Annotated in this window: 26 protein-coding genes and 1 tRNA gene; 3 read left to right on the top strand and 24 right to left on the bottom strand. The window is 36.7% G+C overall.

Annotation, left to right across the window (positions count from 1 at the left end; genetic code table 11):
* Nucleotides 1-60 precede the first annotated feature (60 nt).
* Nucleotides 61-1,239, top strand: coding sequence for a M28 family peptidase (locus SB679_RS02115; RefSeq protein WP_410700592.1), 1,179 nt, complete (start codon nt 61-63; stop codon nt 1,237-1,239).
* Nucleotides 1,240-1,362: 123 nt separating this feature from the next.
* Here the strand turns inward: SB679_RS02115 and hisIE are convergent, their stop codons facing one another.
* The 13 genes from hisIE to SB679_RS02180 form a co-directional block, all read right to left on the bottom strand.
* Nucleotides 1,363-1,950, bottom strand: a complete 588-nt coding sequence (gene hisIE / locus SB679_RS02120; RefSeq protein ID WP_410700593.1) for a bifunctional phosphoribosyl-AMP cyclohydrolase/phosphoribosyl-ATP diphosphatase HisIE — start codon at nt 1,948-1,950, stop codon at nt 1,363-1,365.
* Nucleotides 1,947-2,699, bottom strand: a complete 753-nt coding sequence (hisF, locus tag SB679_RS02125; RefSeq protein WP_410700594.1) for an imidazole glycerol phosphate synthase subunit HisF — start codon at nt 2,697-2,699, stop codon at nt 1,947-1,949. The genes hisIE and hisF overlap by 4 nt, the downstream gene beginning before the upstream one ends.
* On the bottom strand, nt 2,692-3,414 hold the full coding sequence (gene hisA / locus SB679_RS02130) for a 1-(5-phosphoribosyl)-5-[(5-phosphoribosylamino)methylideneamino]imidazole-4-carboxamide isomerase (RefSeq protein ID WP_410700595.1): 723 nt from the start codon (nt 3,412-3,414) through the stop codon (nt 2,692-2,694). The genes hisF and hisA overlap by 8 nt, the downstream gene beginning before the upstream one ends.
* Before the next feature lies 1 nt (nt 3,415).
* Nucleotides 3,416-3,994: an imidazole glycerol phosphate synthase subunit HisH gene (gene hisH / locus SB679_RS02135; protein WP_410700596.1), complete on the bottom strand. Its 579-nt coding sequence runs from the start codon at nt 3,992-3,994 to the stop codon at nt 3,416-3,418.
* 1 nt (nt 3,995) lies between these two features.
* The gene (gene hisB, locus SB679_RS02140) at nt 3,996-5,090 is read right to left on the bottom strand and encodes a bifunctional histidinol-phosphatase/imidazoleglycerol-phosphate dehydratase HisB (RefSeq protein WP_410700597.1); all 1,095 of its coding nucleotides are present in this window, start codon (nt 5,088-5,090) and stop codon (nt 3,996-3,998) included.
* Nucleotides 5,087-6,118, bottom strand: coding sequence for a histidinol-phosphate transaminase (gene hisC, locus SB679_RS02145; RefSeq protein ID WP_410700598.1), 1,032 nt, complete (start codon nt 6,116-6,118; stop codon nt 5,087-5,089). Before hisC ends, hisB begins: the two co-directional genes overlap by 4 nt.
* A gap of 4 nt (nt 6,119-6,122) precedes the next feature.
* On the bottom strand, nt 6,123-7,397 hold the full coding sequence (gene hisD / locus SB679_RS02150; protein ID WP_410700599.1) for a histidinol dehydrogenase: 1,275 nt from the start codon (nt 7,395-7,397) through the stop codon (nt 6,123-6,125).
* A 2-nt stretch (nt 7,398-7,399) separates the two neighbouring features.
* Nucleotides 7,400-8,257: an ATP phosphoribosyltransferase gene (gene hisG, locus SB679_RS02155; protein WP_410700600.1), complete on the bottom strand. Its 858-nt coding sequence runs from the start codon at nt 8,255-8,257 to the stop codon at nt 7,400-7,402.
* A gap of 250 nt (nt 8,258-8,507) precedes the next feature.
* On the bottom strand, nt 8,508-9,605 hold the full coding sequence (locus SB679_RS02160; protein ID WP_410700601.1) for a glycosyltransferase family 4 protein: 1,098 nt from the start codon (nt 9,603-9,605) through the stop codon (nt 8,508-8,510).
* A gap of 327 nt (nt 9,606-9,932) precedes the next feature.
* Complete coding sequence (locus SB679_RS02165) at nt 9,933-10,745, bottom strand: 2,3,4,5-tetrahydropyridine-2,6-dicarboxylate N-succinyltransferase (protein WP_410700602.1); 813 nt, start codon at nt 10,743-10,745, stop codon at nt 9,933-9,935.
* A gap of 150 nt (nt 10,746-10,895) precedes the next feature.
* Complete coding sequence (locus tag SB679_RS02170) at nt 10,896-11,267, bottom strand: DUF2255 family protein (protein WP_410700603.1); 372 nt, start codon at nt 11,265-11,267, stop codon at nt 10,896-10,898.
* Between the two features lie 107 nt (nt 11,268-11,374).
* Entirely contained in the window at nt 11,375-11,701 is a 327-nt protein-coding gene (locus tag SB679_RS02175; RefSeq protein ID WP_410700604.1) for a LytR/AlgR family response regulator transcription factor, read from the bottom strand.
* Nucleotides 11,702-11,722: 21 nt separating this feature from the next.
* Nucleotides 11,723-12,295 carry a C40 family peptidase gene (locus SB679_RS02180; RefSeq protein ID WP_410700605.1) on the bottom strand — a complete coding sequence of 191 codons (573 nt, stop codon included), beginning with the start codon at nt 12,293-12,295 and terminating at the stop codon, nt 11,723-11,725.
* Nucleotides 12,296-12,449: 154 nt separating this feature from the next.
* On the opposite strand from SB679_RS02180, the gene SB679_RS02185 reads away from it, so the two are divergent.
* Complete coding sequence (locus SB679_RS02185) at nt 12,450-13,088, top strand: hypothetical protein (protein WP_410700606.1); 639 nt, start codon at nt 12,450-12,452, stop codon at nt 13,086-13,088.
* A gap of 53 nt (nt 13,089-13,141) precedes the next feature.
* On the opposite strand, the gene SB679_RS02190 is transcribed toward SB679_RS02185, so the two are convergent.
* Nucleotides 13,142-13,510 carry a hypothetical protein gene (locus SB679_RS02190; protein WP_410700607.1) on the bottom strand — a complete coding sequence of 123 codons (369 nt, stop codon included), beginning with the start codon at nt 13,508-13,510 and terminating at the stop codon, nt 13,142-13,144.
* Between the two features lie 431 nt (nt 13,511-13,941).
* On the opposite strand from SB679_RS02190, the gene SB679_RS02195 reads away from it, so the two are divergent.
* Nucleotides 13,942-14,625 carry a hypothetical protein gene (locus SB679_RS02195; RefSeq protein ID WP_410700608.1) on the top strand — a complete coding sequence of 228 codons (684 nt, stop codon included), beginning with the start codon at nt 13,942-13,944 and terminating at the stop codon, nt 14,623-14,625.
* Between the two features lie 531 nt (nt 14,626-15,156).
* On the opposite strand, the gene SB679_RS02200 is transcribed toward SB679_RS02195, so the two are convergent.
* The 10 genes from SB679_RS02200 to SB679_RS02245 all read right to left on the bottom strand — a co-directional run bounded on the left by SB679_RS02200 (nt 15,157) and on the right by SB679_RS02245 (nt 24,102).
* Nucleotides 15,157-15,230 (bottom strand) — tRNA-Ala (locus SB679_RS02200).
* 145 nt (nt 15,231-15,375) lie between these two features.
* The gene (locus SB679_RS02205) at nt 15,376-15,855 is read right to left on the bottom strand and encodes a MarR family winged helix-turn-helix transcriptional regulator (RefSeq protein WP_410700609.1); all 480 of its coding nucleotides are present in this window, start codon (nt 15,853-15,855) and stop codon (nt 15,376-15,378) included.
* The gene (locus SB679_RS02210; protein WP_410700610.1) at nt 15,852-16,349 is read right to left on the bottom strand and encodes a GNAT family N-acetyltransferase; all 498 of its coding nucleotides are present in this window, start codon (nt 16,347-16,349) and stop codon (nt 15,852-15,854) included. Before SB679_RS02210 ends, SB679_RS02205 begins: the two co-directional genes overlap by 4 nt.
* A gap of 152 nt (nt 16,350-16,501) precedes the next feature.
* Complete coding sequence (locus SB679_RS02215; RefSeq protein WP_410700611.1) at nt 16,502-16,678, bottom strand: bacteriocin-like protein; 177 nt, start codon at nt 16,676-16,678, stop codon at nt 16,502-16,504.
* 138 nt (nt 16,679-16,816) lie between these two features.
* On the bottom strand, nt 16,817-18,232 hold the full coding sequence (locus tag SB679_RS02220; RefSeq protein ID WP_410700612.1) for an efflux transporter outer membrane subunit: 1,416 nt from the start codon (nt 18,230-18,232) through the stop codon (nt 16,817-16,819).
* A 21-nt stretch (nt 18,233-18,253) separates the two neighbouring features.
* A complete protein-coding gene (locus SB679_RS02225; RefSeq protein WP_317739689.1) occupies nt 18,254-21,400 on the bottom strand; it encodes an efflux RND transporter permease subunit in 3,147 nt (1,048 codons plus the stop codon).
* A 1-nt stretch (nt 21,401) separates the two neighbouring features.
* Entirely contained in the window at nt 21,402-22,586 is a 1,185-nt protein-coding gene (locus SB679_RS02230) for an efflux RND transporter periplasmic adaptor subunit (RefSeq protein WP_410700613.1), read from the bottom strand.
* A gap of 1 nt (nt 22,587) precedes the next feature.
* Nucleotides 22,588-23,043: a transcriptional regulator gene (locus tag SB679_RS02235; RefSeq protein ID WP_034714706.1), complete on the bottom strand. Its 456-nt coding sequence runs from the start codon at nt 23,041-23,043 to the stop codon at nt 22,588-22,590.
* Between the two features lie 117 nt (nt 23,044-23,160).
* The gene (locus SB679_RS02240; protein WP_410700614.1) at nt 23,161-23,676 is read right to left on the bottom strand and encodes a GNAT family N-acetyltransferase; all 516 of its coding nucleotides are present in this window, start codon (nt 23,674-23,676) and stop codon (nt 23,161-23,163) included.
* A 195-nt stretch (nt 23,677-23,871) separates the two neighbouring features.
* Nucleotides 23,872-24,102, bottom strand: coding sequence for a DUF2007 domain-containing protein (locus tag SB679_RS02245; RefSeq protein WP_410700615.1), 231 nt, complete (start codon nt 24,100-24,102; stop codon nt 23,872-23,874).
* Between the last annotated feature and the right edge of the window lie 63 nt (nt 24,103-24,165).

Consider the following 24,165-nt stretch of genomic DNA (forward strand, 5'->3'; position numbering starts at 1 on the left):
CCAAGTCAACAACTTGGGATTTATTATTATATTTACCATCACCATTACAAAATAAATACCATGAAAAAAATCACTTTATTCATGCTTTGCTCGTTAGGAGTACAAAGCATGGCTGCCCAATCTTTTATTCAGGCGTACCAAAACAGGGCTAATATGGTTACCCAAACCAATATTACAACCAACCTTCAGGAGTTCTCCAATCTGGGGATCAAAACAACAGGCTCCACCAATAATGCGAATGCCTTAAACTGGCTTAAAAACAAGTATCTTTCTTATGGATATACAGCAAGCCAGATTGTAGAAGATCCTTTTACTTACGGAAGTACAAGTTCTAAAAACCTGGTGATCACCAAAACCGGAACGCTTTATCCCAACAAATATGTGATCATCTGCGGACATTTCGACAGTCTTAATGGCCCCGGAGTAAACGATAACGGAAGCGGAACTTCTATTATTCTGGAAGCTGCAAGAATTTTAAGAAATGTTCCTACGGAGTATTCTATAAAATTTATCCACTTTTCCGGTGAAGAGCAAGGTTTGAGGGGAAGTCGTCATTACGCCAATAATGTTGCGTATCAGGGAACGACCCGCGTGCTGGATATTAAACTGGTTTTTAATCTGGATCAGGTAGGTGGTGTTATGGGAAATAATAACAATACGGTTTTCTGCGATGAAGATCAGGGCGGCCTATCAAGTAATAACGCCGCTTCTTCCGCTGTAACACAACAGCTGAGAAATTGCACAGCCCTGTACTCTCCGCTTCAAACAGCGGTAGATCCTGCAGAAAGTACAGATTATATCCCTTTTGAACAGAAAGGAGAAGTAATTACAGGCTTTTTTGAAAAAATAAGAAGTCCTTATCCCCACTCTACCAGCGATACTTTTGCCAATACAGATCCTGTCTATATTTTTAAAATAGGGAAAGCCTCTGTAGGAGCCTTACAGCATTTTGCCGTTGCTTCTACAAGCACGTCGGCAAACAGGGAAGCTCTTTCAGAAAATCCCCTTGAATCGATACATATTTATCCTAACCCGGCAAAAAATTTCCTCAATATTGAACTACCGGATCTGTCCATAAAAAAGTTCAGCTTTGAAATTACCAACCTCCTTGGAAATACCTTATTAAGAACGGCTGACATCACAAAAATTGACATTTCAAGTCTTCCGAACGGAGCTTACATTGGTGTTTTAAAAGCAAATAACCAAACGGTGGCCAGAAAGATTTTGATTGACAGGTAATATCTGTAGTTTTTCAATATTATATCATAAAAACCTCGCGAAATGCGAGGTTTTTATCAATTCAAAATCAAGAGACTGTATAGGGAATTTATCAAATGACATGTAAAAACAAAACATTCCATGTTATTTATCACGCTCCATGAGTACAGATTCAATATCTGCCATAGAAAATCCTTTCGTTTTAAGGAGAATCAGAAAATGATACAGGAGGTCTGCTGCTTCATTTTTAAACAGGCCTGCATTATCATCCTTAGCCTCAATAACCAATTCTACAGCTTCCTCTCCTACTTTTTGAGCTACTTTATTAATGCCTTTCTGGTATAATGAATAAGTATAAGATCCTTCCACTTTTTCCTCGATCCGGTTTGAAATAGTATCTTCTAACTGATAGAGAAACCCCTTACTTTCCCTTTCTCCAAAACAGCTGAAACTTCCAGTATGACAAACGGTATTTTTAGGAATTACTTTTATTAAAACAGTATCATTGTCGCAATCAATTTGAATACTTTTTACCGTAAGAAAATTACCTGACTCCTCACCTTTTGTCCAGAGCCTGTTTTTGGATCTGCTGAAAAAAGTGACGATTCCTTCTTTTTTTGTTTTCTCAAAAGCCTCTTCATTCATATAGCCTAACATGAGAACCTGGGCTGTAGTATTATCCTGAATAATGACCGGAACAAGCCCGTTATTTTTATCAAAATCTATTTTCATCTTACTTTTATTTTTTTAATTTTTAGTGTTTCCTTCAAGTCCTGGATTTGTATTTCATTAAAATGGAAGACACTTGCCGCGAGAGCTCCGGTTGCCTGAGTTTCTCTAAAAACCGTTTCAAAATCTTCCACTTTCCCCGCTCCGCCGGATGCAATAACAGGAATATTGATGTTTTCGGAAACCATTTTTGTAATATTGATATCAAACCCGTTTTTTGTACCGTCTCCATCCATTGAGGTCAAAAGGATTTCTCCTGCCCCCAGAATTTCTGCTTTTTTTGCCCATTCGAGCGTCTTCAAATCAGTAATTTCTCTTCCTCCTTTTACATGTACGAAATGATCATTATTGACAAATTTAGTATCAATAGCAACAACGATACATTGGCTTCCAAATTCTTTAGCCAAATCAGAGATCAGTTGTGGATTTTTAACCGCGGAAGAATTAATACTGATCTTATCAGCACCGGCATCCAAAAGCTTCCGGACATCTTCTACGGAAGAAATTCCGCCGCCAACTGTGAAAGGAATGCTTAATTCTTTAGCAATATCTTTTACAAGTTCAACAAATGTTTTTCTTTCTTCAATCGTAGCTGTGATGTCCAGAAACACCAGCTCATCCGCTCCTTCCAGCTCGTACTTTTTGGCCAATTCTATTGGATCGCCGGCATTCCGGAGACCTTCAAAATTAATCCCTTTTACGGTACTGCCGTCTTTAATATCCAAACATGGAATAATTCTCTTTTTAAGCATTTATAATGAAATTTTGAAGTTGCTGTAATGTTATTTTTCCTTCATAAATCGCTTTTCCAATAATTGTTCCTGAACATCCGATCTTCTGCATGGTATACACGTCTTCCATACTGGAAATTCCCCCGCTGGCAATTAACTGAACGGATGTTTGCTCTATAATATCTTTATAAAGGTCCGTTGAAGGTCCTGCCAGCATTCCGTCCTTTGAAATGTCGGTACAAATTGTTTCCTTAATCCCCTTTTTCATGTAATCAAGAATAAAACTGATGACTTCTCTATTGCTTTCTTCCAGCCAGCCTGACGTTTTTATTTTTCTGTTATCACAATCTGCCCCTAAAATAATTTTTTGAGCTCCATACTCTTCAATAATCTGAACGCAGAAATCAGGATCCTGAACCGCTATGCTTCCGATTGTCACCTGTTTTGCTCCTGAATTAAAAGCCGTTTCTATATCCTGACGGCTTTTTAAACCACCTCCAAAATCAATTTGTAATGAAGTCCCGGAAGCTATTTGCTCCAATACTTTCTGATTCACAATATGTTTGGATTTTGCTCCGTCCAAATCGACCAAATGAAGAAACTGAATTCCATACTCTTCAAATTCTTTAGCTATTTCAAGCGGATTTTCATTGTATATTTTTTTGGTGTTGTAATCTCCTTTTGAGAGACGGACACACTTTCCGTCGATAATATCAATTGCGGGAATAATTTTCATCTTAAAGTTGTAAAAAGTTATTTAATATTTCATTTCCCACTCTTCCCGATTTTTCAGGGTGAAACTGTGTTGCATAAAAATTATTTTTCTGCAGAGAAGCACTGAACGGAAGGATATAATCACATACTGAAGTCGTATACTCCGACAATTCACAATAATAGCTGTGAACAAAGTAAAGATCATCCTCTGCTTCTATTCCTGAAAAAACAGGTGATTGACATTGTGAAAGGGTATTCCAACCCATGTGCGGAACAAGATCTTTAGGTGGAAATTTTTTAACCTTGATATCAAAAATGCCCATTCCTTCGGTAGTTCCTTCTTCATTGCTGCCACACATCAGCTGCATTCCCAAACATATTCCCAACACAGGCTGCTGTAACGTGGGAATAAGTTTGTCCAACCCTTTATCCCTCAATAATTTCATGGTGGAGGAAGCTTCTCCAACACCAGGGAAAATAACTTTATCAGCATTCTTAATCAGATCAAAATCATCGGTGACGATAGAATCTGCATTCAGCCGTCTCAGCGCATTCTGAACGGAGATTACGTTTCCGCCGTTGTATTTTATAATCGCAATCATGTTATAAACTTCCTTTTGTAGTGGGTAAATTATAGTTGGGGTCTGACTGGTTTACTGCCATTTTCACTGCTTTTGCAAACGCTTTGAAAATCGCTTCAATCTTGTGGTGTTCATTATCTCCTTCCGCTTTGATATTTAAATTCGAGCGGGAAGAATCGGTGAATGATTTAAAAAAGTGATAAAACATTTCCGTGGGTACATCACCTACTTTTTCTCTTTTAAAATCGGCATCCCAGACCAGCCAGGGTCTTCCTCCAAAATCAATTGCTGCTTGTGCCAAGCAATCGTCCATCGGAAGCAGAAAACCATACCTTTCAATTCCTTTTTTCTTTCCCAATGCTTTTAAAACAGCTTCTCCCAAAGCAATTCCCGTATCTTCCATCGTGTGGTGTTCATCAACCTGCAAATCTCCCTTAACTTTAATTTTTACATCCAAACTTCCGTGTTTTGAAATCTGTTCCAGCATGTGATCAAAAAAATGAAGTCCTGTAGAAATTTCAGATTGGCCTTTTCCGTCAAGATTCACCTCAATGTCAATCTCCGTTTCATTGGTCTTTCTTGAAATGTGGGCTTTTCTTGGCTGTTTTTTCAGAAACTGATAAATTTCTTCCCAGCTTTTGGTTGTTAATGATGCATTATCATTGGGTTGTTCACCAATAAAAATAGATTTTGAACCCAAATTTTGAGCCAGCTGAATATCGGTAATACGATCTCCAATTACATAGGAATTAGCTAAATCATAATCTCCGTAAATATATTTTCCGAACATTCCGGTTCCTGGTTTTCTGGTAGGCAAATTTTCATACTCAAAACTTTTATCGATTAAAATTTCATCGAATATGATCCCTTCATTTTCAAAAGCTTTGATCATCTTTTCGTGAGGCTTACTAAAATTCTCAAAAGGAAAACTGTCTGTTCCCAAACCATCCTGATTCGTCACCATCACCAATTCATATTCCAGTTCTTTGGCAATTTTCGTCAGGTTTTGAAAAACACCTGGATAAAACTCAAGCTTTTCCAGGGAATCAACCTGAAAATCGATAGGAGGTTCTATAATCAACGTTCCGTCGCGGTCTATAAATAATGCTTTTTTCATAGGGTTATGTTTTTTAAAACACGGATTAACTTTTCATTTTCCTCCCGCGTTCCGATATTAATTCTGATACAATCCGGAATGGCAGGTGCTCTTTTGCTCGTAAGAATCTCTTCTTCTAACAGTTTTTGATATACTTTTTCAATATCCAGAAACTCAATCAGAAAGAAATTGGCATCGGTAGGAAATACTTTTAAAATACATGGTATATACTGAAATTCCTCCTCAAACCATTTTTTTTCATGTAAAATATTCGCTACATTTTGTTCTACCACAAGATCTTCGTTAAGATGTTTCAAAATCAATTCCTGGCTTAAGGAGTTGACATTATAAGGAGCTTTTACCGTATTGATAAGGCGGATAATTTCTTCTGACGCATACGCCGTCCCCACTCTGGCTCCTGCTATCCCCCAGGCTTTAGAAAACGTCTGAAGAACAATCAAATTAGGATATTTGTTAAGGAATTCCAAACTCGATTTTTTTCCTGAAAACTCAATATAGGCTTCATCAACCACTACAATTCCATCAAAATTCTGAAGGTAGAATTCGATATCTTCGATGCTGTTTCCAGTAGGATTATTGGGAGAACATAAAAAGAAAACCTTTAATTTAATCTCTTTGGTGATCTTTAGAAAATTATCTTTCACAATTTCAAAATCCTTATCTAAATTGAGTTTTACCACCTTATTTTCATTAATGGAAGCATAAAACCCATACATCGCAAAAGAAGGATTCATCATCAGGATCGCATCTTTTTTAGGTTCACAAAAAACTTTAATGATCAGGTCAATCAATTCATCGCTTCCGTTCCCCAGCGCAATCTGATTTGTTGAGATTTTTTTTAATTCAGCCAATCGATTTTTAAGCTTTTTCTGGGTAGAATCCGGATACCGGTTGAATGTTCCGAAAGGACTTTCATTTGCATCCAGCAAAACCGGAGCATTAAATTTGTTATGATCCCTAAAACTGATGTAAGGCTGTAATTCTAGAATATTCTTTCGAACTATATTATTGAGTGTAAACTGTTTCATTGTATTATTTTAATCGTATCGTTACGGCATTTTTGTGAGCGAATAATCCTTCTGCTTCCGCCATGATTTCTATGGTATTTCCTAAATTTTCAAGTCCTTCTTTTGAAAGATGCTGAAAAGTGATTTTTTTCACAAAACTGTCCAGTGAAACTCCACTGTAATTTTTTGCAAAACCGTTGGTAGGAAGGGTGTGGTTGGTTCCGCTGGCATAATCACCGGCACTTTCGCATGAATAATTTCCAAGAAAAACAGAGCCGGCGTTTTGGATAAATGGAAGGTATTTTTCAAAATTATCTATTGCAAGAATAAGGTGTTCAGGCGCATAAAGATTGCTGAATTCCAGGGCTTCTTCAATCGTATTAAGCAGAATGCAATAGCTGTTTTCCAATGCTTTTTTTGCTAATTCATTTCTGGGCAGCTGCAGGATCTGCTCTTCAACAGCTGTAATTGTTTCGTTAAAAACAGTAAGATCGGTGGCAATAAAAATAACCTGGCTGTCACTTCCGTGTTCTGCCTGTGAAAGCAAATCTGCCGCACAAAATGCAGGAACCGCCTGCTGATCAGCAATGACCAACACTTCGCTAGGACCTGCGGGCATGTCAATTGCAACCCCATAATGCTGAGCATATTCTTTGGCAGCAACCACAAACTGGTTTCCAGGACCGAAAATCTTATACACCTGAGGAATACTTTCCGTACCTAGCGTCATCGCAGCAACTGCCTGGGCTCCGCCAACTTTAAACATTCTGGAAACTCCGCAAAGCTGAGCGGCATAGAGAATAGCAGGGTGTACATTTCCATCTTTATCCGGTGGCGTACAGAGAATAATTTCTTTGCAGCCTGCCAGTTGAGCGGGTATGGCAAGCATTAAAACAGTAGAAAATAAAGGGGCAGTCCCTCCCGGTATATAAATCCCTACCTTTTCTATAGCCCGGGTTTCTCTCCAACAAGTTACCCCGGCTATAGTCTCAATCTTTTCGATTGCTGATTGCTGAGCGGCATGAAATTTTGAAATATTTTCTTTAGCCTGACAAATTGCCTGCTTTAATTCTTCAGAAATTATATCTTCTGCTTTTTTGATTTCCGCTTCTGTAACGGTGATATTTTCAAGACGTACACCATCAAATTTTTCGTTAAAACTAAACAGTGCCTGATCTTTTTTCTCCGCCACTTCATTGAAAATAGCAGTGATTGTTTCTGAAATTTCTTCTCTCTTAAAAACAGGACGTTCTACCATTTCCTGCCAGTTGTTTTTTGAGGGATATCTGTATATTTTCATACTTAAATAACCATTTTATCGATTGGAATAATTAAAATATCTTGTGCTCCGTTGGCTTTCAGTTCGTCAATTACGTCCCAGAAACGCTCTTCATCAATCACGGAATGAATACTGCTCCACCCCTTTTCTGCTAACGGAATGACGGTAGGACTTTTTAAAACCGGAAGTACATTCGAAATTTCAGCGATCTTCTCATTAGGAACATTCATCAGGATATACTTTGATTTTTTGGCTTTGAGCACTGACTTGATTCTGAAGAGAAATTTTTCAAGAATGGCATTTTTTTCCTGGCTTAACTGTGGGGTTTTAGCTAAAACAGCTTCTGATTTCAGCAGGGTAACCGTTTCTCTTAATCCGTTTTTAAATAAGGTACTTCCGGAGCTCACAATATCACAGATTCCATCTGCCAGTCCTATATTCGGCGCTATTTCCACGGAACCGGAAATAACGTGTATATCGGCTGTAATGTCGTTTGCTTTTAGAAAACTTTGTAAGGTATTGGGGTATGAAGTAGCAATCTTTTTGCCCTGAAAATAGGTAAGACTATCGGTTTCAATTTCTTTTGGAACAGCAAGAGAAACACGGCATTTGGAGAAACCCAGATATTGTACAATCTGAATATTTTTCTGTTTTTCAGCCAGCAGATTTTCCCCGACGACTGCGATGTCTACCACTCCATCTTCAAGGTATTGAGGAATATCAGAATTCCGCAGATACATGATTTCCATTGGGAAATTGTCTACAGACACTTTAAGCTGGTCTTTTCCGTTGTTAACAAAAATTCCGCAGTCTTTCAACAGCTGTAAGGATTCGTCATAAAGGCGGCCACTTTTTTGAATTGCAATTTTTAATTTACTCATTTCTATTTTTTTTAGCCTGAGTAAATAAAACTGATTAATTGAAATTTCTAAGGAGAATCCCGGAAACAAAAAAACCGTCTATTGACTCAGACGGTTTTTAATTATTTTTGATTTTAACACATGTAAATATCAATCAATTCCGTCTTAGCAGAGATGATGATAATAATGATGTAGTGTTAAAAAAATTGGTTTCATTATGTTGAAGATTGTGTTGCAAATGTAGTATTTATTTTTAAACTGAAACTATTTTTTACATAATTTTTTGATAAAAATGCATCAGCTGTGCTGCGATAGGCTGGTCATTAAATTTCTGAGCAAACTCGAAACCCTTATCAGCACGGCGTTTTCTTTCGGACTCACTATCCCAGAGAAATTGTATTTTCGCTTTAATATCTAAATAATTTGCAGGATCAATATATACTGAATCTTTTCCACCCGCTTCGGGCAGGCAGCTGGTATTGCTGGTAACAGCAACTGTTTTTGAAAAAAGTGCTTCGATCACCGGAATTCCAAATCCTTCAAAAAAACTTGGATACACAAAGATATCGGCCAGCTTATAGATGGCAGCAAGTTCATCCATGGTCACACCCTCAAGAAAATGCACCTGTTTTTCCATCTTATTTTTTTTGAGGTACTGCTCTATTTTTGTGAAATATTTTGTCTTTTTGCCGACTACTACAAGAGGAATTTCGGTTTCATGGACTGCTTTTACAATATTAAGCAGATTTTTCCGCTCTTCGATAGTTCCTACATTTAAAATAAACCTTCCCGGAAGCTGGTATTTCTGTTTTGTATGTTCTATAAAATCTTCCGGCTGTTGTTCTTTAAAAGCCTGATGACAGCCTTGATAAATAACTTCAATTTTGCTTTCCGGTACTTTTAAATAAGTGATAATATCCTGCTTTGTCTGTTCGGAAATCGCAATGATTTTATCCGCAGATTCTGCCGCTTTTTTAAACTTCCAAAGGTGTATTTTCTTGTCAAAAAATGAATAATACTGGGGATATCTCATAAAGATAAGGTCATGAATAGTCACTACTTTTTTAATGGGTTCTTTCCCCCATCGCAACGGTAATTCTCCGGACAATCCATGAAAGATATCGGCATGTTGCTTTTGAGCATCTTTACCCATTTTTAACTGACGGGAGAAGTTTCCTTTTGATGTTTCAATAAAGTGAACATCGGGCTTCTCCAGAATCTCTTTTCCGCGTTCAGATTTATTTTTATTCAGCAGGAAGTATTCATTTTCAGGATAATATGTAGAAAGTATTCTTACCAGGTCTCTTGAATAATTGCCTAATCCGGATGTATTGTGAAAAAAACGTTTTGCATCAAAGGCAATCTTCATAATTTTGTTTGTTTTTGAATGTGCTGGAATGCTCCAAAAGTACAATTTTATTGGTACATCACATTGGATTTTACTATTTTAAATCTTCTTTTATAAAACTCGGGAGCAGAATAGCTTTCCTATTTTGTATCTCCGTTACGAGGATTATCATTACTATTTCCAATTATTTATTTTGCTCCAGTATTTGACCACAGATTTCTCAGATTTACACAGATGATTGTGGTAAACTCTCGCAGATGATTTTTACTATGTTACAAAATATAAACCCTAAATAGATATTCAGGGTTTATAGTATTTATTTTTAAATGTTCTTTCTGTTTTTAAAAACTAGACAGCCACATTATTTTCTCTTAAAGCATCATTAAGAGAGGTTTTCTTATCTGTAGATTCTTTTCTCTGACCGATGATTAGGGCACAAGGAACCTGAAATTCTCCAGCCGGATATTGTTTTGTATAGCTTCCCGGAATTACTACTGAACGGGCAGGAACTCTTCCTTTGATTTCAATAGGCGTATTACCTGTTACATCAATGATTTTTGTAGAGGCAGTCAATACAACATTAGCTCCCAAAACAGCTTCTCTTTCTACATGCACTCCTTCTACAACGATACATCTTGAACCGATGAAACAGTCGTCTTCGATAATAACCGGAGCAGCCTGTAATGGTTCCAATACTCCACCGATACCCACTCCACCACTTAGGTGAACGTTTTTACCGATCTGTGCACAGCTTCCTACGGTAGCCCAGGTATCAACCATCGTCCCGGAATCTACATAAGCACCGATATTAACGTATGAAGGCATTAAGATCACTCCTGAAGCAATGAAAGAACCTTCTCTCGCTACTGCATGAGGTACCACTCGCACTCCTTTTTCTGCATAGTTTCTCTTCAATGGAATTTTATCATGAAATTCAAACGGACCTACTTCAATGGTTTCCATTTTTTGAATCGGAAAATACATCACTACCGCTTTTTTCACCCATTCATTTACCTGCCATCCGTTTTCTGTAGGTTCAGCAACACGAAGTTCACCGGAATCCAATAAAGAAACAACTTCTCTGATGGCTTTTTTGCTGTCTTCATTTTGCAATAAATCTCTATTATTCCAGATGTTTTCAATAGTTTGTTGTAATGACATATTTCTTATTTAATTTATTATTTTTACTGTATAAAGTATGACTCTATTATAAGGATCAAAAATACAAAAGTTTGGTCTAATCTACAAATTCGATGGAATAACCTCTTTCCTAGCTTCTTCTTTTTTTGTCTGAATCATCACAATATTTCTTTACTCACAAAAGATAAATTCCATGGTTTTTTCAATATGTTTTTCGGTGACAATTCCTTTTGCATATTTAATATTATGCCCGGTGTTGTATTTTGTTAAATATGCCTGATTAATTGCATCTGCCAGCTCATCTTTATCATGAGGAACAAATCCGTTAATGGTAAATTGGGAATCCCCGCATTGGATCTCTCCTGCCGGATTTTCTATAAAACTATTATACCAGCTCTTTTCCGCCAGTCCCCAGGAACGGGCAAAGACCCGGTCTTGAACCACTACCATCCATATTTCTAAAAAATTATGGCCTTCGTAACCTGCTTTAATTCCTATCAGATTATGTGTTTTAATATACTCTAAAGCTTCTTCTTTGTTCATTGTAATTCATTTTTAGAGCAATGTAAAAGGAATAAAAGAAGCTGGCAATTTTATTATGTCCGTTATAGAAAGTATTATTCAGTATGCTGTTTTTTTGATGTGGACGGTTAAAGCATTCTATTCTGAAGGGTATTAGAAAGACATTCGCGATAACTTTTTGCAACGGTAATCTTCATTTCTTTTATGATGATATGATTATCCTCAAAATATTCAATGTTGGTGAGGTTCACAATATAAGAATTATGAATGCGCATAAATTCATTGGGAAGACTTTCTATGAGGTCTTTAAGGCTTTTATAATAGATGTATTTCTTATCGTGAACGGTATGAATTTCCACGTAATTCCCCAGCCCTTTAATTACAGTGATGTCGTTAAAGAATAATTTAACCAGTTTTTTATCTGTTTTGATAAAGGCAAAAGCAGTATTTTCCATTCGGATTATTGATTGAAAGCCTTATAAAACTCTTTGGGCATGCAGATAGGCCTTGTTCCAATATTTTTCGTTTAAGGAAGAAATCATTACTCCTTTTGAGGTTGAAGCATGGATGAATCTCACTTCTCCATCACTTCCGATATCATGCACAATTCCTACGTGAGAAACTCTGCTTCCTCCGGCTGTGGCAAAAAACAGCAGATCTCCAGGCTTTACATCTTTAATATCTATGTTTTTACCTGCTTCGGCCTGATCAGAAGATCTTCTGGGCAGAGAAAAGTCATTTTCTTCAAAAACTTTTACCGTAAAACCGGAACAGTCGAAACCGGAGGAGGTATTTCCCCCGAACTTGTAAGGAGTTCCAATGTATTTTTCGGCATCTTTCAGGACATCATTAATTGATCTTGAAACGTTACCGTCGAATTTTGAATCCAGTTTTCTGAGATTTTCAGCTTTGGCAACGGATTTTGTGCTGGTATTTTTCTTAGAAGCTACATTTTTTGAACTTCCACAGGAAACAATCAGTGAAGAGGCAATCAGCAAAGCACAAAACTGCTTTATTCTATTTTTTTTCTCAAATAATCCAGGTATCATATCTGTCTGATTTTTACTAAACTAACTTAAATTATGACAAATATACACTTTTATATAATAAATATACTTTAACTATACTACAACTATATGATAAATATATGTTAAAATTTTGTATTCTCTTAATTATCATTATATTTGGTTCCTATTATAAGATATGGCAACATATGAAAGTTTAATTAAAATAAAAGGAACAGTTGGAGGTCTTGTTTTTTATGAGCTGAACGGAAAAAATGTAGTAAGAAAGAAAAGCGGGTTCAATAAAACAGCCTTTAAAAAAAGTCCTGCGTACGAAAAAGTACGGCAGAACAGTTCTGAATTCGGACACTGTTCTAAAACCGGAAAAGTGATAAGAACAGCTCTTGACCAATACATCAGGCAAGCAGGAGATCCCCTGCTCTATCAGCAATTTGCTAAAGTAATGACTGAGATAAAAAATCTGGATCTCATGTCCGAAAGAGGAAAACGTACGGTTAAAAAGGGATTAGAAACAGACCAGGGGAAAGGACTTCTTAAAACATTTACTTTTGGAACAAAAGCAAATCCAGTAACTGAAATCGTAATGATAAAAGATAAAATCATTCGTTTTCGAAAAGATTGTTCTGCAGACGAAGCAGTACTTGTTACTCTAAAAATTGATTTTGCACAGTATACTGCGGAAGCCATTGAAAAAAGTATTCCGATCAATCAGTACAATGAAATCAATATTGAAAATCATTTTTCTGAGGCAGAAGTTCTGATCTACTTTATGGTATTGAAAAAAAATGGAGATATTACCCATATGGGATTTGTTTAAAAATAAAAAAGCCTGCAATGTTAATTGCAGGCTTTCTAATTATTTAAAATGCATTATTCTTTTTCTCCTTTCCAGGTACCGGTTCTGGTAGGTGTTGGAACTGCATTAGACCAGTTTCCGTTTCCAATTTTATCGGTAGTGAGTGTTCCTCTAAAATCTCCATCTGAAGGAAGCCCTATACTTGCGTTAAGCTCTCCTGAAGTACTTAGATTTCCGGAAATATTATAGTTTTCATTATTCACATCAGAATGCATTGTTCCTTTCACTTTCCCATCACTTGCTACTACGATGTTCCAAACCCCTTTGTCGCTGCCCTCGTAAGTGCCAGACCATGTTCCGATGTAATCATAAATAGTGTCATCATCAGAGCTACATCCGATTGATATAAATGTCATTAACAAAAGTAAAAAAAATTTCTTCATAGTTTTTATAATAGTTTTAATAGAATACATTCCTGTTATTCTTTCAATTAATCTTATAGATCTTTTGGCTCCGGCAAATATATAATTTAAATTTTATTTCTCTACTTTTTATACGCTTTATTTTATGAAACCATTATTAAATTGAGAATATCTCATTAAAAATTTATTATTATCCATTTATTTTGCAATTGAGATTTCCTCTTCTTTTTCCATCCTGAATTCTGACAGGAAATAATGAATGAAATTCCGTTTTTTGAATTTTAAGTTCTCATCAATTTTATATTATGAAATTCAAATTATTGATCATAAACTAATATTAGCATTATTATTTTTTAATAAACAATATTTATTTGAATAATATTTTTTCCTTTTTTTATTTATTTCTATATTTAGGGAATAATTATAAATACGTTTAAAACTATAACTACACCATGAAAACAAAAGCTTATCTTTTTTTAGCAATTACCTTTATTAGCTATTCCAATGCGCAGGTAGGAATTAACACAACCACTCCTACCAATACGCTGGATGTGAATGGTAGTACAAGAATAAGAAGTTTATCAAATACCGAAAACAAAATTGTTGTTGCCAACGATCTTGGTGTTTTGGGACTGATCTCTCCGGAAGAAATTTTCTCACCTAAAGCGCTGTTAAACACTTCTACCAGTGCTGCAGAGCAAAGACTGACTGTATATGAAGGAAAGTGCTTTACACCCACAGATAATGCTTCTTCTTGTACAGTAAGTGTAAACCATTACAGTTCTTGTGCAGGCTTTAACAGATCTGTAGACACGCAAATTATTGTTGGACAAGGCATCAATACTGGAAATGGACAGTTTCTGGGAACGTGGTCTGCCCGTTATATTGATAATAAAGGATACATTGGCGGAGCAACAGCAGCAGAACAGGTTGCGCCGGACTTCCCAAGAATATCATATCCCAGTACGAATGTAGCCAATTATTTAGGAAGTGGTTCTTTTAGCGGGCAGTGTAACACCGATTTAGTTGCTACTATCAACCAAACCACCGGAGATGTAAAAATAGAATCGGTAAAACGAAGTATGTTTGCTCATTTAGTGTATCTTATTTCTGTATCCCGCTCGAGAAGTCTATAATCCATCTGATTTTCTAATTTAGAGCATGAATTTACATTGGAAATCTCAGAACATAAGGGGAAGATTATTAATAAAAAGAGTTACAATTAACACTGTAACTCTTTTTTATTGTGGAGAATACGTGGATCGAACCCGTTACCTTTAGACTGGCAGTCACCAGTGATGGTGTACTAAATCGCACATATTGTGATTGTGATTCTTATTCTATTTTTTCAAGTCAATTTATTTAATTTTTAGACTTTTATAAAAAATGTATGCAAAAGGAAATAATACATATGATTGAATTAAACTTTTAAAGAAAAAAGATTGTATTATTTCTTTATTCAATTGATTATTAACATCTAATGAGTCGTAAATTCTTAAAGATAGAAATGTTCCTGCTAATAAAAATCCTGTAACTAAACAGGTTAAAATTATTAAAGACTTCTTATTCATACTTATTAATTAAATTCTCTACATGCAGAAGAATAAATAGTTTCCCAATGTTAAATACAAAAGGAGTTACAAATAAATTGTAACTCCTTGATTTAGTGGAGAATACGGGGATCGAACCCGTCACCTTTAGACTGCCAGTCTAACGCTCTAGCCAGATGAGCTAATTCCCCAACTATTTGCTTATATCTTTTTCTAAAGCGGTACAAAAGTAAGTATTTAAACTATATATGCAAATATTTTCATCAATTTTATTTCATAAAATTTCAATGCCATAGTTGTGATAACATTACAGCCAGTTTTTATCAATTTTATATCCTATTTAGAATTTTTCAATTGCAGTGCTCTTTGGTAGAAAGACTGTTCAGCAATCTTTGTTTCAGCTTCATTGATGGCAGCCAGCAGGTTGTTTTCATTATCTGCGATCTCACCCAAAACTTTTTTAATCAGTTCCCAAACCGGCTTCATTTGTTCAACAAGGGCTTCTCCTTTAGATGTTACTTCAATCAGGCGTTTACGTTCATCCTGTTTGTCTTTTTTGGACAGGATCAATTGTTTCTTTTCCAGCTCTTTCAAAAGACTGATGGTTGAAGGATGGGTATATCCTATTTCATTGGCTATTTCTACAATGCTCAATTCTTTTTTATGGTGGAGGGTTAAGATTACCGGAAACCACTTAGGTTCAAAGTCGATACCGAATTCTTTGTAAATCAAGGCACCATCTTTTCTGAGCTGTTCGCTGAGACGCTGTAACCGGGGTGAAATGGCCAGAATGCCTGATTCATCAATTATATTCATCTGTTTTCGTTTATTTTGAGATGGTAAAATACGTTATCGGCATTCATTAAAGGAAAACTGGCAGGCAGATTTTCTTTCTGAATTTCATAAAACTGATTTCTTTCGTAGAACCGGATTGCAGCCTTTAATATATTTACAGTTCCCAAATATAGGTTCTCTATTCCTTTTTCCCGACAGAAAGAAATTAAAATTTCCAATAAAAACTGTGCAATATTGAGCTCTTTTCCTCTGAATTCTTTTTTAACGAACATCTTTCTAATGGCTCCTTCTTTTTCATTAAATTTCACTAATGCGATGGTTCCTACCAATTCTCCATTGATGAATGCGCCCCAAAAGTTTCCTCCTGCTTCAATATAAAAACTTTCGATCTGAGCCAAATCAGGCTGATCATGAATGGTAATCGGGACATTAAATTCTTTTTGCTGAATATTCAAAATAAGATCTGTTGCTTGCTCTGAATAAGAATTGTCTAGGGTACGGATCTCTAATTTCATAAGATGATTATTTTTACAATACAAAACTACGTAGTTAACTACATATATGCAAGTTTAATTTATTTATTCTTTGTTGTTCTTGTCATTATTAGTGAAAATTTTACAACAAAGAAATAAAAAAGCCCTCTTGGATGAGGGCTGAGTTGTTGTCATTAGGTAATCGGAACACATCCGCAAGCGCAATCCCATATGTCCTGCTCTGGAAAGCATGCTGCCTCTGCCTGACACATGTAGATATAACCTTTACTGCATGTCGTAGGATTAGGTATTGCTCCTGCACCCCTTACCTGCTTCAATTGTTCCCTTGAAATTTTTTTGAAATTTTTCATAGTTATGAATTTAGTTTTGTGAATTTCAAATATAATAATATTTCTATTAATAGAGAATTAAAAGAAGAACATTTGAATACATTAAAAAAGCGTATGCCATTACTGACATACGCTTTGTGTTATTGATTGCGGTTTAAATTATTTCCAGCCTCCGCCTAGAGCCTGGTAAAGATCTATTCCTGCTTTCATTTTACTGTATTCTGCATTCGAAATATTAAGCTCAGCATTCAATGAATTTACGCTGGCATTCAATACTTCAAGATAGTTGGCCATACCGTAGTTCACGAGTTCCTGAGAATAATCTACCGACTTTTTGTAAGCATCAAGCTCTTTTCTTTTCAGGTCGATATAAGAGTCCTGAACAGAGAATACTCTGATGGCATCGGAAACTTCTTTCCCTGCCGTAAGAACAGCTTTTCTGAAGTTCAGATAAGCCGTTTCCTGATTAGCTAAACTTACATCATAGTTGGTTTTGATCGCTCTTTTATTTAAAATAGGCTGTGCTAAACCACCCACCACACTTGCAAACAGAGAGTTCACACTGAACAAATGATCAATATCCAGTGATTGTATTCCTCCACTTCCTGTAAGCTTCAGCGTAGGATAAAACTGGGCTTTTGCTGAGTTTGTCAATTCAAAAGCATTCATCAGATTATATTCTGCTCTCATCACGTCAGGACGATTTGCTAATAACTGAGCAGGATATCCCAATTTCAGATCGATCGGAATATTCTGTGATTCCAGCGTAGATCTTTCAATAGAATTGGAAGGTACACCCATCAGTAAGCTCATGGTGTTTTCTAACAGCTGAATCTGGGTATCGGTATCAATCAGCAAAGATTTTGCGTTAAAAACCAATGCTTCACTCTGCTGCACGGCAACTTCTGTAACTGTTCCTGACAGTTTTAAAGCTTTCGTAGTTTCCAGGTTTTTCTCACGAACAGCAATTGTTTCTGCAATGATTCTTTTTTGAGCATCATAGGTTAACAATTGATAATACGCAGAGGCAACGGACGCTACCAGGTCACTTTTTACTGCTTTGTGGGCAGCAACAGTTCCTAAATACGTTGCCAACTGTGCTTTTTCCTGAGCTTTCAGTTTTCCCCAGATATCAGCTTCCCAACCTATACTTGCCGTAATATCAATCTGGTTGATATACCGTCTGTCTCCAAATAATTTCCCGGTTTGGGTATTCAAAGACTGGGTCTGGAAAGTATAGCCCGGTCCTACTGTTAGGGTAGGTTCGTAAGCTGCTTTACTTTGTTTTAAATATGCTTCTGCAGAAGTAATGCTCTGCAATGCAATTCTAATGTCTAAATTGTTTTCCAACGCTTTGGAAATATGCCCCTGCAGTATCGGATCCGTGAAAATTTCTTTCCATGAAACATCCGCCATATTGGTACTGTCTGAAGGAAGCATATCTGTTCGGAAAAGCTTTTCGTCAACAACATTTTTCGGTCTTTCGTATTCTTTTCTCGCCATACAAGATGAAACGGCTGCCAGAATTGCGACTGAAAAAGTTATTCCTTTTATGATGTTTAATAAACTCTTCATTATGATAAATCTTAAAGATTTTTATTCTGCTAAATTGATCTCTTCTTTTTTAATAGGTTTCACTTTTTCTTGTAAAGTTTGGAAAATAACATACAATACAGGAATTACAAAAAGCCCTAAAACAGTACCTATTAATAATCCGATCGCAGCACCTGTTGCAATAGATCTGTTACCTACCGCACCAATTCCGCTTGCCAGCACCAATGGTAGTAAACCGAAGATAAAGGCAAATGACGTCATCAAAATAGGTCTTAACCTCGCTTTTGCAGCATTGATGGCAGACATGACAATGGTTTCCCCATGGTGTCTTCTCTGGACGGCAAACTCAATGATCAAAATCGCATTTTTCGCAAGCAATCCTACCAACATAATCAATGCAATCTGGAAATAGATATTGTTTTCCAAGCCCATTATTTTCTGACCAAAATACGCTCCCATTACCCCAAGAGGAAGTGAAATAACCACCACCAGTGGAAGAATATAACTTTCATACTGAGCAGAAAGGATGAAGTACACGAAGACTAAACTTAATCCAAAGATCAGAAGTGTCTGAGACCCTGAATTCAATTCTTCCCTTGTTAACCCCGTAAACTCTACATCATAATTTTGATTTAAAGTTTCTTTCGCCACATCCTGAACGGCTGTAATTGCATCCCCGGAACTGTATCCTGCAGAGTTGGCGCCTGTAATCTTCACAGAAGTAAACAGGTTATATCGGCTTACCGATTGCGGACCATATGCTTTTTTCAGCGTTACAAACTGAGAAATCGGTGACATTACTCCTGAAGCTGTTCTTACATACAGTTCATTTAAATTTTCAATACTCTTTCTGTTTTCCGGAAGAGCCTGAACCATTACCCTGAACTGTTTTCCGTATTTCGTAAAGTCGGCGGTATACACCCCTCCGATATATCCCTGCATCGTGCTCAGAATCGTACTTACAGAAACTCCTACCTGTTTGGCCAAAGGAACATTAATGTCCATCTGATACTGAGGATATTTTGTATTAAATGAGGATTGAGCAAATTCAATTTCGGGTCTCTGCATCAGTTTTCCGATGAATTGATTGGTTTTGTCATCAAGATCGGCATAATCACCTCCTGATTTATCCAGCAATACCATCTCAAAACCGGCACTGTTACCAAAACCTGGTACACTTGGCGGCTGGAAGAATACGACTTTCGCATCCGGAACTTTTCCTGAGATCCCAAATAACTGTTTTGTAATATCTTCAGACGTCTGGCCTCCTTTTTTTCGTTCATCAAATGGTTTTAATTTAATGAAAGCAAGACCGTTATTACTTCCGTTTCCGGATAAGAAACCTCTACCTGTAGAAATGGTAACGTTTTGTACTCCCGGAACTTTTAATGCGTTAGCCTGAAGTGTTTTCAATACGTTATATGTTCTTTCCATAGAAGCTCCCGGAGGAAGCTGTACGTCTGTAAAGATGATCCCTCTGTCTTCAGTAGGTACGAAACCTTTTTTCATGGTAGTACTTGCCCAGTAAAGAATACCTCCTGTTACGGCAAAGATGATCAGCGTCACCCATTTATGTCTCAACAAGAATACAAATCCTCTTCCATAACGGTCTGTTGTCGTTTTGAAAGCAATGTTAAACTTGTAGAAAAATTTCTGTAAAAAGTTTAAGTTTTTATATTCTGCATGATGCGCATCGTGAGGCTTTAAGAATAAGGAACATAAAACCGGACTTAACGTTAATGCATTAATCGCAGAAATGATAATCGCTATAATAAGAGTAATCCCAAACTGCTGGTAGAAAACCCCGGTAGGACCTGTAATGAAAGTTACCGGAACGAATACCGCTGCCATTACCAGTGTAATGGAAATAATAGCTCCTGTAATCTCATCCATCGCCTCTACGGTTGCCTTTTTAGCATCCGAAATACCATGTTCCATCTTGGCGTGAACGGCCTCGACGACGACAATCGCGTCATCTACCACAATACCAATCGCAAGAACCAATGCGAATAAGGTTAAAAGGTTTAATGAATATCCAAATAAATTCAGGAAGAAAAACGCACCTACAATAGATACCGGAACCGCAATGGCCGGAATTAAGGTAGATCTGAAATCCTGTAAGAAGATATATACCACAATAAATACCAGGATAAATGCTTCAATCAGGGTATGAACTACCTTTTCAATAGATGCATCCAAGAATTCGTTGGTATCAAAGTTAAAAGTATATTTTACTCCTTCAGGGAAACTTCCTTCTGCTGATTTCAGATAGGTCTTAATATTTTTGATAATCTCCTGAGCGTTGGAACCCGGTGTCTGGAAGATCCCCATACTGATGGACGGACTGTTTCCATTTTCCCCGATTCCGGTGTAAGACTGCCCTGCCAATTCAACTTTAGCAACATCTTTCAGCATTAAATTCTGTCCATCCGGAAGTGCTTTAATGATGATATTGTCGTATTGCTCTTTTTCGTTGAATTTTCCGACATATTTAATGATATATTCAAAAGAACTTCCACTGTTTTGTCCGATAGAACCCGCTGCTGCTTCTCTACTCTGCTCATTAATCGCTGTAGTAACATCATCCGGAGTTAATCCGTACGCTGCCATTTTTGAAGGGTCCAGCCAAACTCTCATTGAGTAGTTTTTACCTCCGAAAACGTTAGCATCACCTACTCCATTAATCCTTTTCAAGTTTGGAATAACGTTGATATTCAAGAAGTTTTGAAGATATACATCGTCTAAGTCTTTGTTTTCAGAATAGAAAGACATATACATCAAAGCACTCGTCTGCTGCTTCTGTGTTACGACTCCCGAACGGGTTACTTCACTCGGAAGTAATGGTGTTGCTCTGGTAACACGGTTCTGTACGTTTACCGCGGCAATATCGGGATCAATTCCTTGTTTGAAGAATACCTGGATCTGTGCTGAACCGTCATTCCCTGCACTGGAAGTAATGTAGTCCATTCCTTCCACCCCATTGATCTGTTCTTCCAAAGGCACTACAACACTTTTCATTACAGTTTCCGCATTGGCACCGGTATAGTTTGCTGTAACACTTACGGTAGGCGGCGCAATATCGGGATACTGTGTAACTGGTAAAGAGATCAGTCCCAATACCCCGAGTATAACAATAAGAATTGATATAACGGTGGATAGAACCGGTCTGTTTATAAAGTTTTTTATCATGTTAGAATTTCGGTTTTATAGATTGTACAAGACTGTCCATTTTTACAGGTTGTTTTTTTATCGGAGTTCCTGATTTTAAACCACCAATACCAGCAGCCACAATAGTCTCGCCTTTATTTACCCCTGATTTTATTAAAGCCATATTGTCGATTCTGTCGATCACATTAATGACTACGTTTTTGGCAGTATCTTTTTCAACTTTATAAACGTAAACAATACCCTGCTGCTCATAGGTTGCACTTTCAGGAACGACCAATACATTATCATATGTTTTTGGAAGTCTGATAGATCCGCTGTTTCCGTTGCTCAACAATTTCTGAGGGTTGTTGAAGGCAACTCTGAACTGAATAGTCCCTGTAGTAGCATCAATTTGTCCTGTAATAGCTTCAATTCTACCCTTTTCAGAATAAATACTTCCGTTGGCCAATTGTAATTCTACCATCGGAAGATTTTTGATCTTCTCAGACATTGTAGAACCCGGAGATTTTTCCAGGAAATCAAAATACTCTTTTTCATTCATTGAAAAATAAGCAAATAACTGGGAAGTATCTGAAATGGTAGTTAAAGCAGTCTGATCTGTTGGACCTACTAAACTTCCCACTTTTAAAGGAAGTTTACCGATAACTCCTGAAATAGGCGCACGGATAATGGAATATTCAATATTCGCTGCTACTCCTTTGTAATTGGCTGAGGCTTGTTGTTTTGCTGCCATTGACTGCTGTAACTGAGCTTTTGCCTGGGCTAAATTAGCCTGTGCTGTTTGCAGCTGAACATCACTGATGATATTTTTAGCCACCAAAGGTTTTAATTTATTCACTTCGACCTGAGCTGCATTTACCGCTGCCTGTGAAGCTGCAATGGTGGATTCAGCCGCACCGATTCCGGCTTTTGCTGCTGCTGCATTCTCTGTCAGGATATTGGTTTCAAGACGGAACAAAGGCTGCCCCTTTGTTACATACTGCCCCTCATCCACTAAAACCTGAGTGATATATCCCTGTATTTTCGCGCGTACATCATTATTTACTCTACCCTGGATGGTAGCCGGAAATGTCTGATAACCTACGATATTTTTCGCCTCCACATTAACGACAGGATACGGCTTTGCACCGTCCTGCTTTGGAGCTTCTTTTTTGCAGGCTGTGAGTGAAAACGCTGCAATAGAAAGTATAACTAGTTTATTATTCATTTTATAGTTTATTAAGAGATTCCTGAATATTTAAAATGTTTTTATTTAAAAGTGCTTTATAGGCTTCAATTTTTTCATTGTAATCTTCATCCTGAACTTTTTTGAAGTGGTTGAGATCATCCAGCAGCTTTAATTCATCCTTCATTTTCTGAACTATTTTTTCAAACCGTATTTTTTTATACTCGTCGTTAGTGAAAAAATACCTTTTCCTTTCGTCCATCTTGTTGTGGTCGATGATCAGCTGTGCGTTCAGTAATAAAGAAATGCTTGTGGAAACAGAACTTTTGCTTGCAGACAATACTTCTACAAATTCATCAAAAGTAATCCCCACTTTTTCGTAATCGAAAAGCAGATAAGCATAAATTTTTGAAGCTAAAGGAGGAATATTAAAAATAGTTCCGTAGAATTTTACCGCATCTTGAAAAATTTTCTCGTCAATTTCTATACTTTGGTGCATATTAGAAAAATTTCACCAAAAGTAAAAAATTAGTTCAGAACTAAACGAACAAACCCGATAGAGTTTATGAATACAGGACGTTTTAAAAATTCAATGGAAATGGATTTAACTTTTCCCCTAAATTATAATCTTCTCAAAAGCCTTTCTTATTCCGCCTGCCAAAACCACCTCGCCGCAATATGAATATCCTTTGCTTTCAAGAATTTTCAACATGGCCATATTATCATGATTGGTATCTACTTTAACACTTTGAATTCCATGGGATTTGGTGAATTCTTCAATATGATCAAAAAGCTTTTTTACCAATCCCTGCCCTGCAAATTTCTCATCTATAGCCACTCTGTGGACTACCACAAACTCTCCATTACTCAGCCACGCTCCTTCAATCGTGCTGTAAGCAGGCTCATCATTTAGAATCAAAGCGGAATATACCGCAGGTTCTCCATCAACAGTAAGAATATAGCCGAACCCTTTTGCAATATCACTTTCTACGGTATTGATGTTAGGATAGCCATTCTGCCACTGCGTACTTCCGTCTTGTCTTCTTCGTTCAATGGACTGCTTAATCATTTCCCAGATGACATCCCGGTCTTCAATTTCGGCTTTCCTTAGTTTAATTTCTGTTGAACTCATTCGTATGAATATTAATTTAAAATGTAAGATTAACTGTGTTTAACCATTAAAGCCCATCTCAGTCGGGTTGGGATGAACTTTATTTTTCAATGTTACCATTGAGATTGGTACTTATTATTTGAATTAAAAAACCGAAAACTAATTAAAATTAATTTTCGGTTCGAAGTAGTAAAATTTAAAATTATGAAATTGTTTTTATTGGTTTTCACTTTGTTGAAGATATGCATCAATAATTTCGAATGCTTTCTTCTCCTGTTCCAAATCTACCATGATCTTTAACGATGTCGCCGTGGGCGTAGTTGTAAAAGTCAGATAACTGTTTTCGACTGCATTTGTAATTTGTGCATCATCCAATTTAGATTTGATCAACTGAATTTCTGAAGGTTTATCACTTTCAAAAACGGATACTCTCGTACTTCTTTCCATAGTTCTATAACGTTTGAGTATCTAAATGTACAATGTTTTTTTTAAAATTACAAATGTTCGGTT

The organism is Chryseobacterium sp. SIMBA_029, assembly GCF_046535275.1.
Taxonomy (GTDB): Bacteria; Bacteroidota; Bacteroidia; order Flavobacteriales; family Weeksellaceae; genus Chryseobacterium.

Excerpts from the sequence above, each read along its gene's own strand:
- hisIE (WP_410700593.1), bottom strand. The coding sequence starts at position 1,950 with ATGAAAATAGATTTTGATAAAAATAACGGGCTTGTTCCGGTCATTATT.
- hisD (WP_410700599.1), bottom strand. The coding sequence starts at position 7,397 with ATGAAAATATACAGATATCCCTCAAAAAACAACTGGCAGGAAATGGTA.
- SB679_RS02195 (WP_410700608.1), top strand. The coding sequence starts at position 13,942 with ATGAAAACAAAAGCTTATCTTTTTTTAGCAATTACCTTTATTAGCTAT.
- SB679_RS02210 (WP_410700610.1), bottom strand. The coding sequence starts at position 16,349 with ATGAAATTAGAGATCCGTACCCTAGACAATTCTTATTCAGAGCAAGCA.
- SB679_RS02205 (WP_410700609.1), bottom strand. The coding sequence starts at position 15,855 with ATGAATATAATTGATGAATCAGGCATTCTGGCCATTTCACCCCGGTTA.
- hisA (WP_410700595.1), bottom strand. The coding sequence starts at position 3,414 with ATGAAAATTATTCCCGCAATTGATATTATCGACGGAAAGTGTGTCCGT.
- SB679_RS02230 (WP_410700613.1), bottom strand. The coding sequence starts at position 22,586 with ATGAATAATAAACTAGTTATACTTTCTATTGCAGCGTTTTCACTCACA.
- hisC (WP_410700598.1), bottom strand. The coding sequence starts at position 6,118 with ATGAAACAGTTTACACTCAATAATATAGTTCGAAAGAATATTCTAGAA.
- SB679_RS02165 (WP_410700602.1), bottom strand. The coding sequence starts at position 10,745 with ATGTCATTACAACAAACTATTGAAAACATCTGGAATAATAGAGATTTA.
- SB679_RS02215 (WP_410700611.1), bottom strand. The coding sequence starts at position 16,678 with ATGAAAAATTTCAAAAAAATTTCAAGGGAACAATTGAAGCAGGTAAGG.
- SB679_RS02170 (WP_410700603.1), bottom strand. The coding sequence starts at position 11,267 with ATGAACAAAGAAGAAGCTTTAGAGTATATTAAAACACATAATCTGATA.
- SB679_RS02115 (WP_410700592.1), top strand. The coding sequence starts at position 61 with ATGAAAAAAATCACTTTATTCATGCTTTGCTCGTTAGGAGTACAAAGC.
- hisH (WP_410700596.1), bottom strand. The coding sequence starts at position 3,994 with ATGATTGCGATTATAAAATACAACGGCGGAAACGTAATCTCCGTTCAG.
- hisG (WP_410700600.1), bottom strand. The coding sequence starts at position 8,257 with ATGAGTAAATTAAAAATTGCAATTCAAAAAAGTGGCCGCCTTTATGAC.
- SB679_RS02245 (WP_410700615.1), bottom strand. The coding sequence starts at position 24,102 with ATGGAAAGAAGTACGAGAGTATCCGTTTTTGAAAGTGATAAACCTTCA.
- SB679_RS02225 (WP_317739689.1), bottom strand. The coding sequence starts at position 21,400 with ATGATAAAAAACTTTATAAACAGACCGGTTCTATCCACCGTTATATCA.
- SB679_RS02240 (WP_410700614.1), bottom strand. The coding sequence starts at position 23,676 with ATGAGTTCAACAGAAATTAAACTAAGGAAAGCCGAAATTGAAGACCGG.
- SB679_RS02185 (WP_410700606.1), top strand. The coding sequence starts at position 12,450 with ATGGCAACATATGAAAGTTTAATTAAAATAAAAGGAACAGTTGGAGGT.
- hisF (WP_410700594.1), bottom strand. The coding sequence starts at position 2,699 with ATGCTTAAAAAGAGAATTATTCCATGTTTGGATATTAAAGACGGCAGT.
- hisB (WP_410700597.1), bottom strand. The coding sequence starts at position 5,090 with ATGAAAAAAGCATTATTTATAGACCGCGACGGAACGTTGATTATAGAA.
- SB679_RS02220 (WP_410700612.1), bottom strand. The coding sequence starts at position 18,232 with ATGAAGAGTTTATTAAACATCATAAAAGGAATAACTTTTTCAGTCGCA.
- SB679_RS02160 (WP_410700601.1), bottom strand. The coding sequence starts at position 9,605 with ATGAAGATTGCCTTTGATGCAAAACGTTTTTTTCACAATACATCCGGA.
- SB679_RS02235 (WP_034714706.1), bottom strand. The coding sequence starts at position 23,043 with ATGCACCAAAGTATAGAAATTGACGAGAAAATTTTTCAAGATGCGGTA.
- SB679_RS02180 (WP_410700605.1), bottom strand. The coding sequence starts at position 12,295 with ATGATACCTGGATTATTTGAGAAAAAAAATAGAATAAAGCAGTTTTGT.
- SB679_RS02190 (WP_410700607.1), bottom strand. The coding sequence starts at position 13,510 with ATGAAGAAATTTTTTTTACTTTTGTTAATGACATTTATATCAATCGGA.
- SB679_RS02175 (WP_410700604.1), bottom strand. The coding sequence starts at position 11,701 with ATGGAAAATACTGCTTTTGCCTTTATCAAAACAGATAAAAAACTGGTT.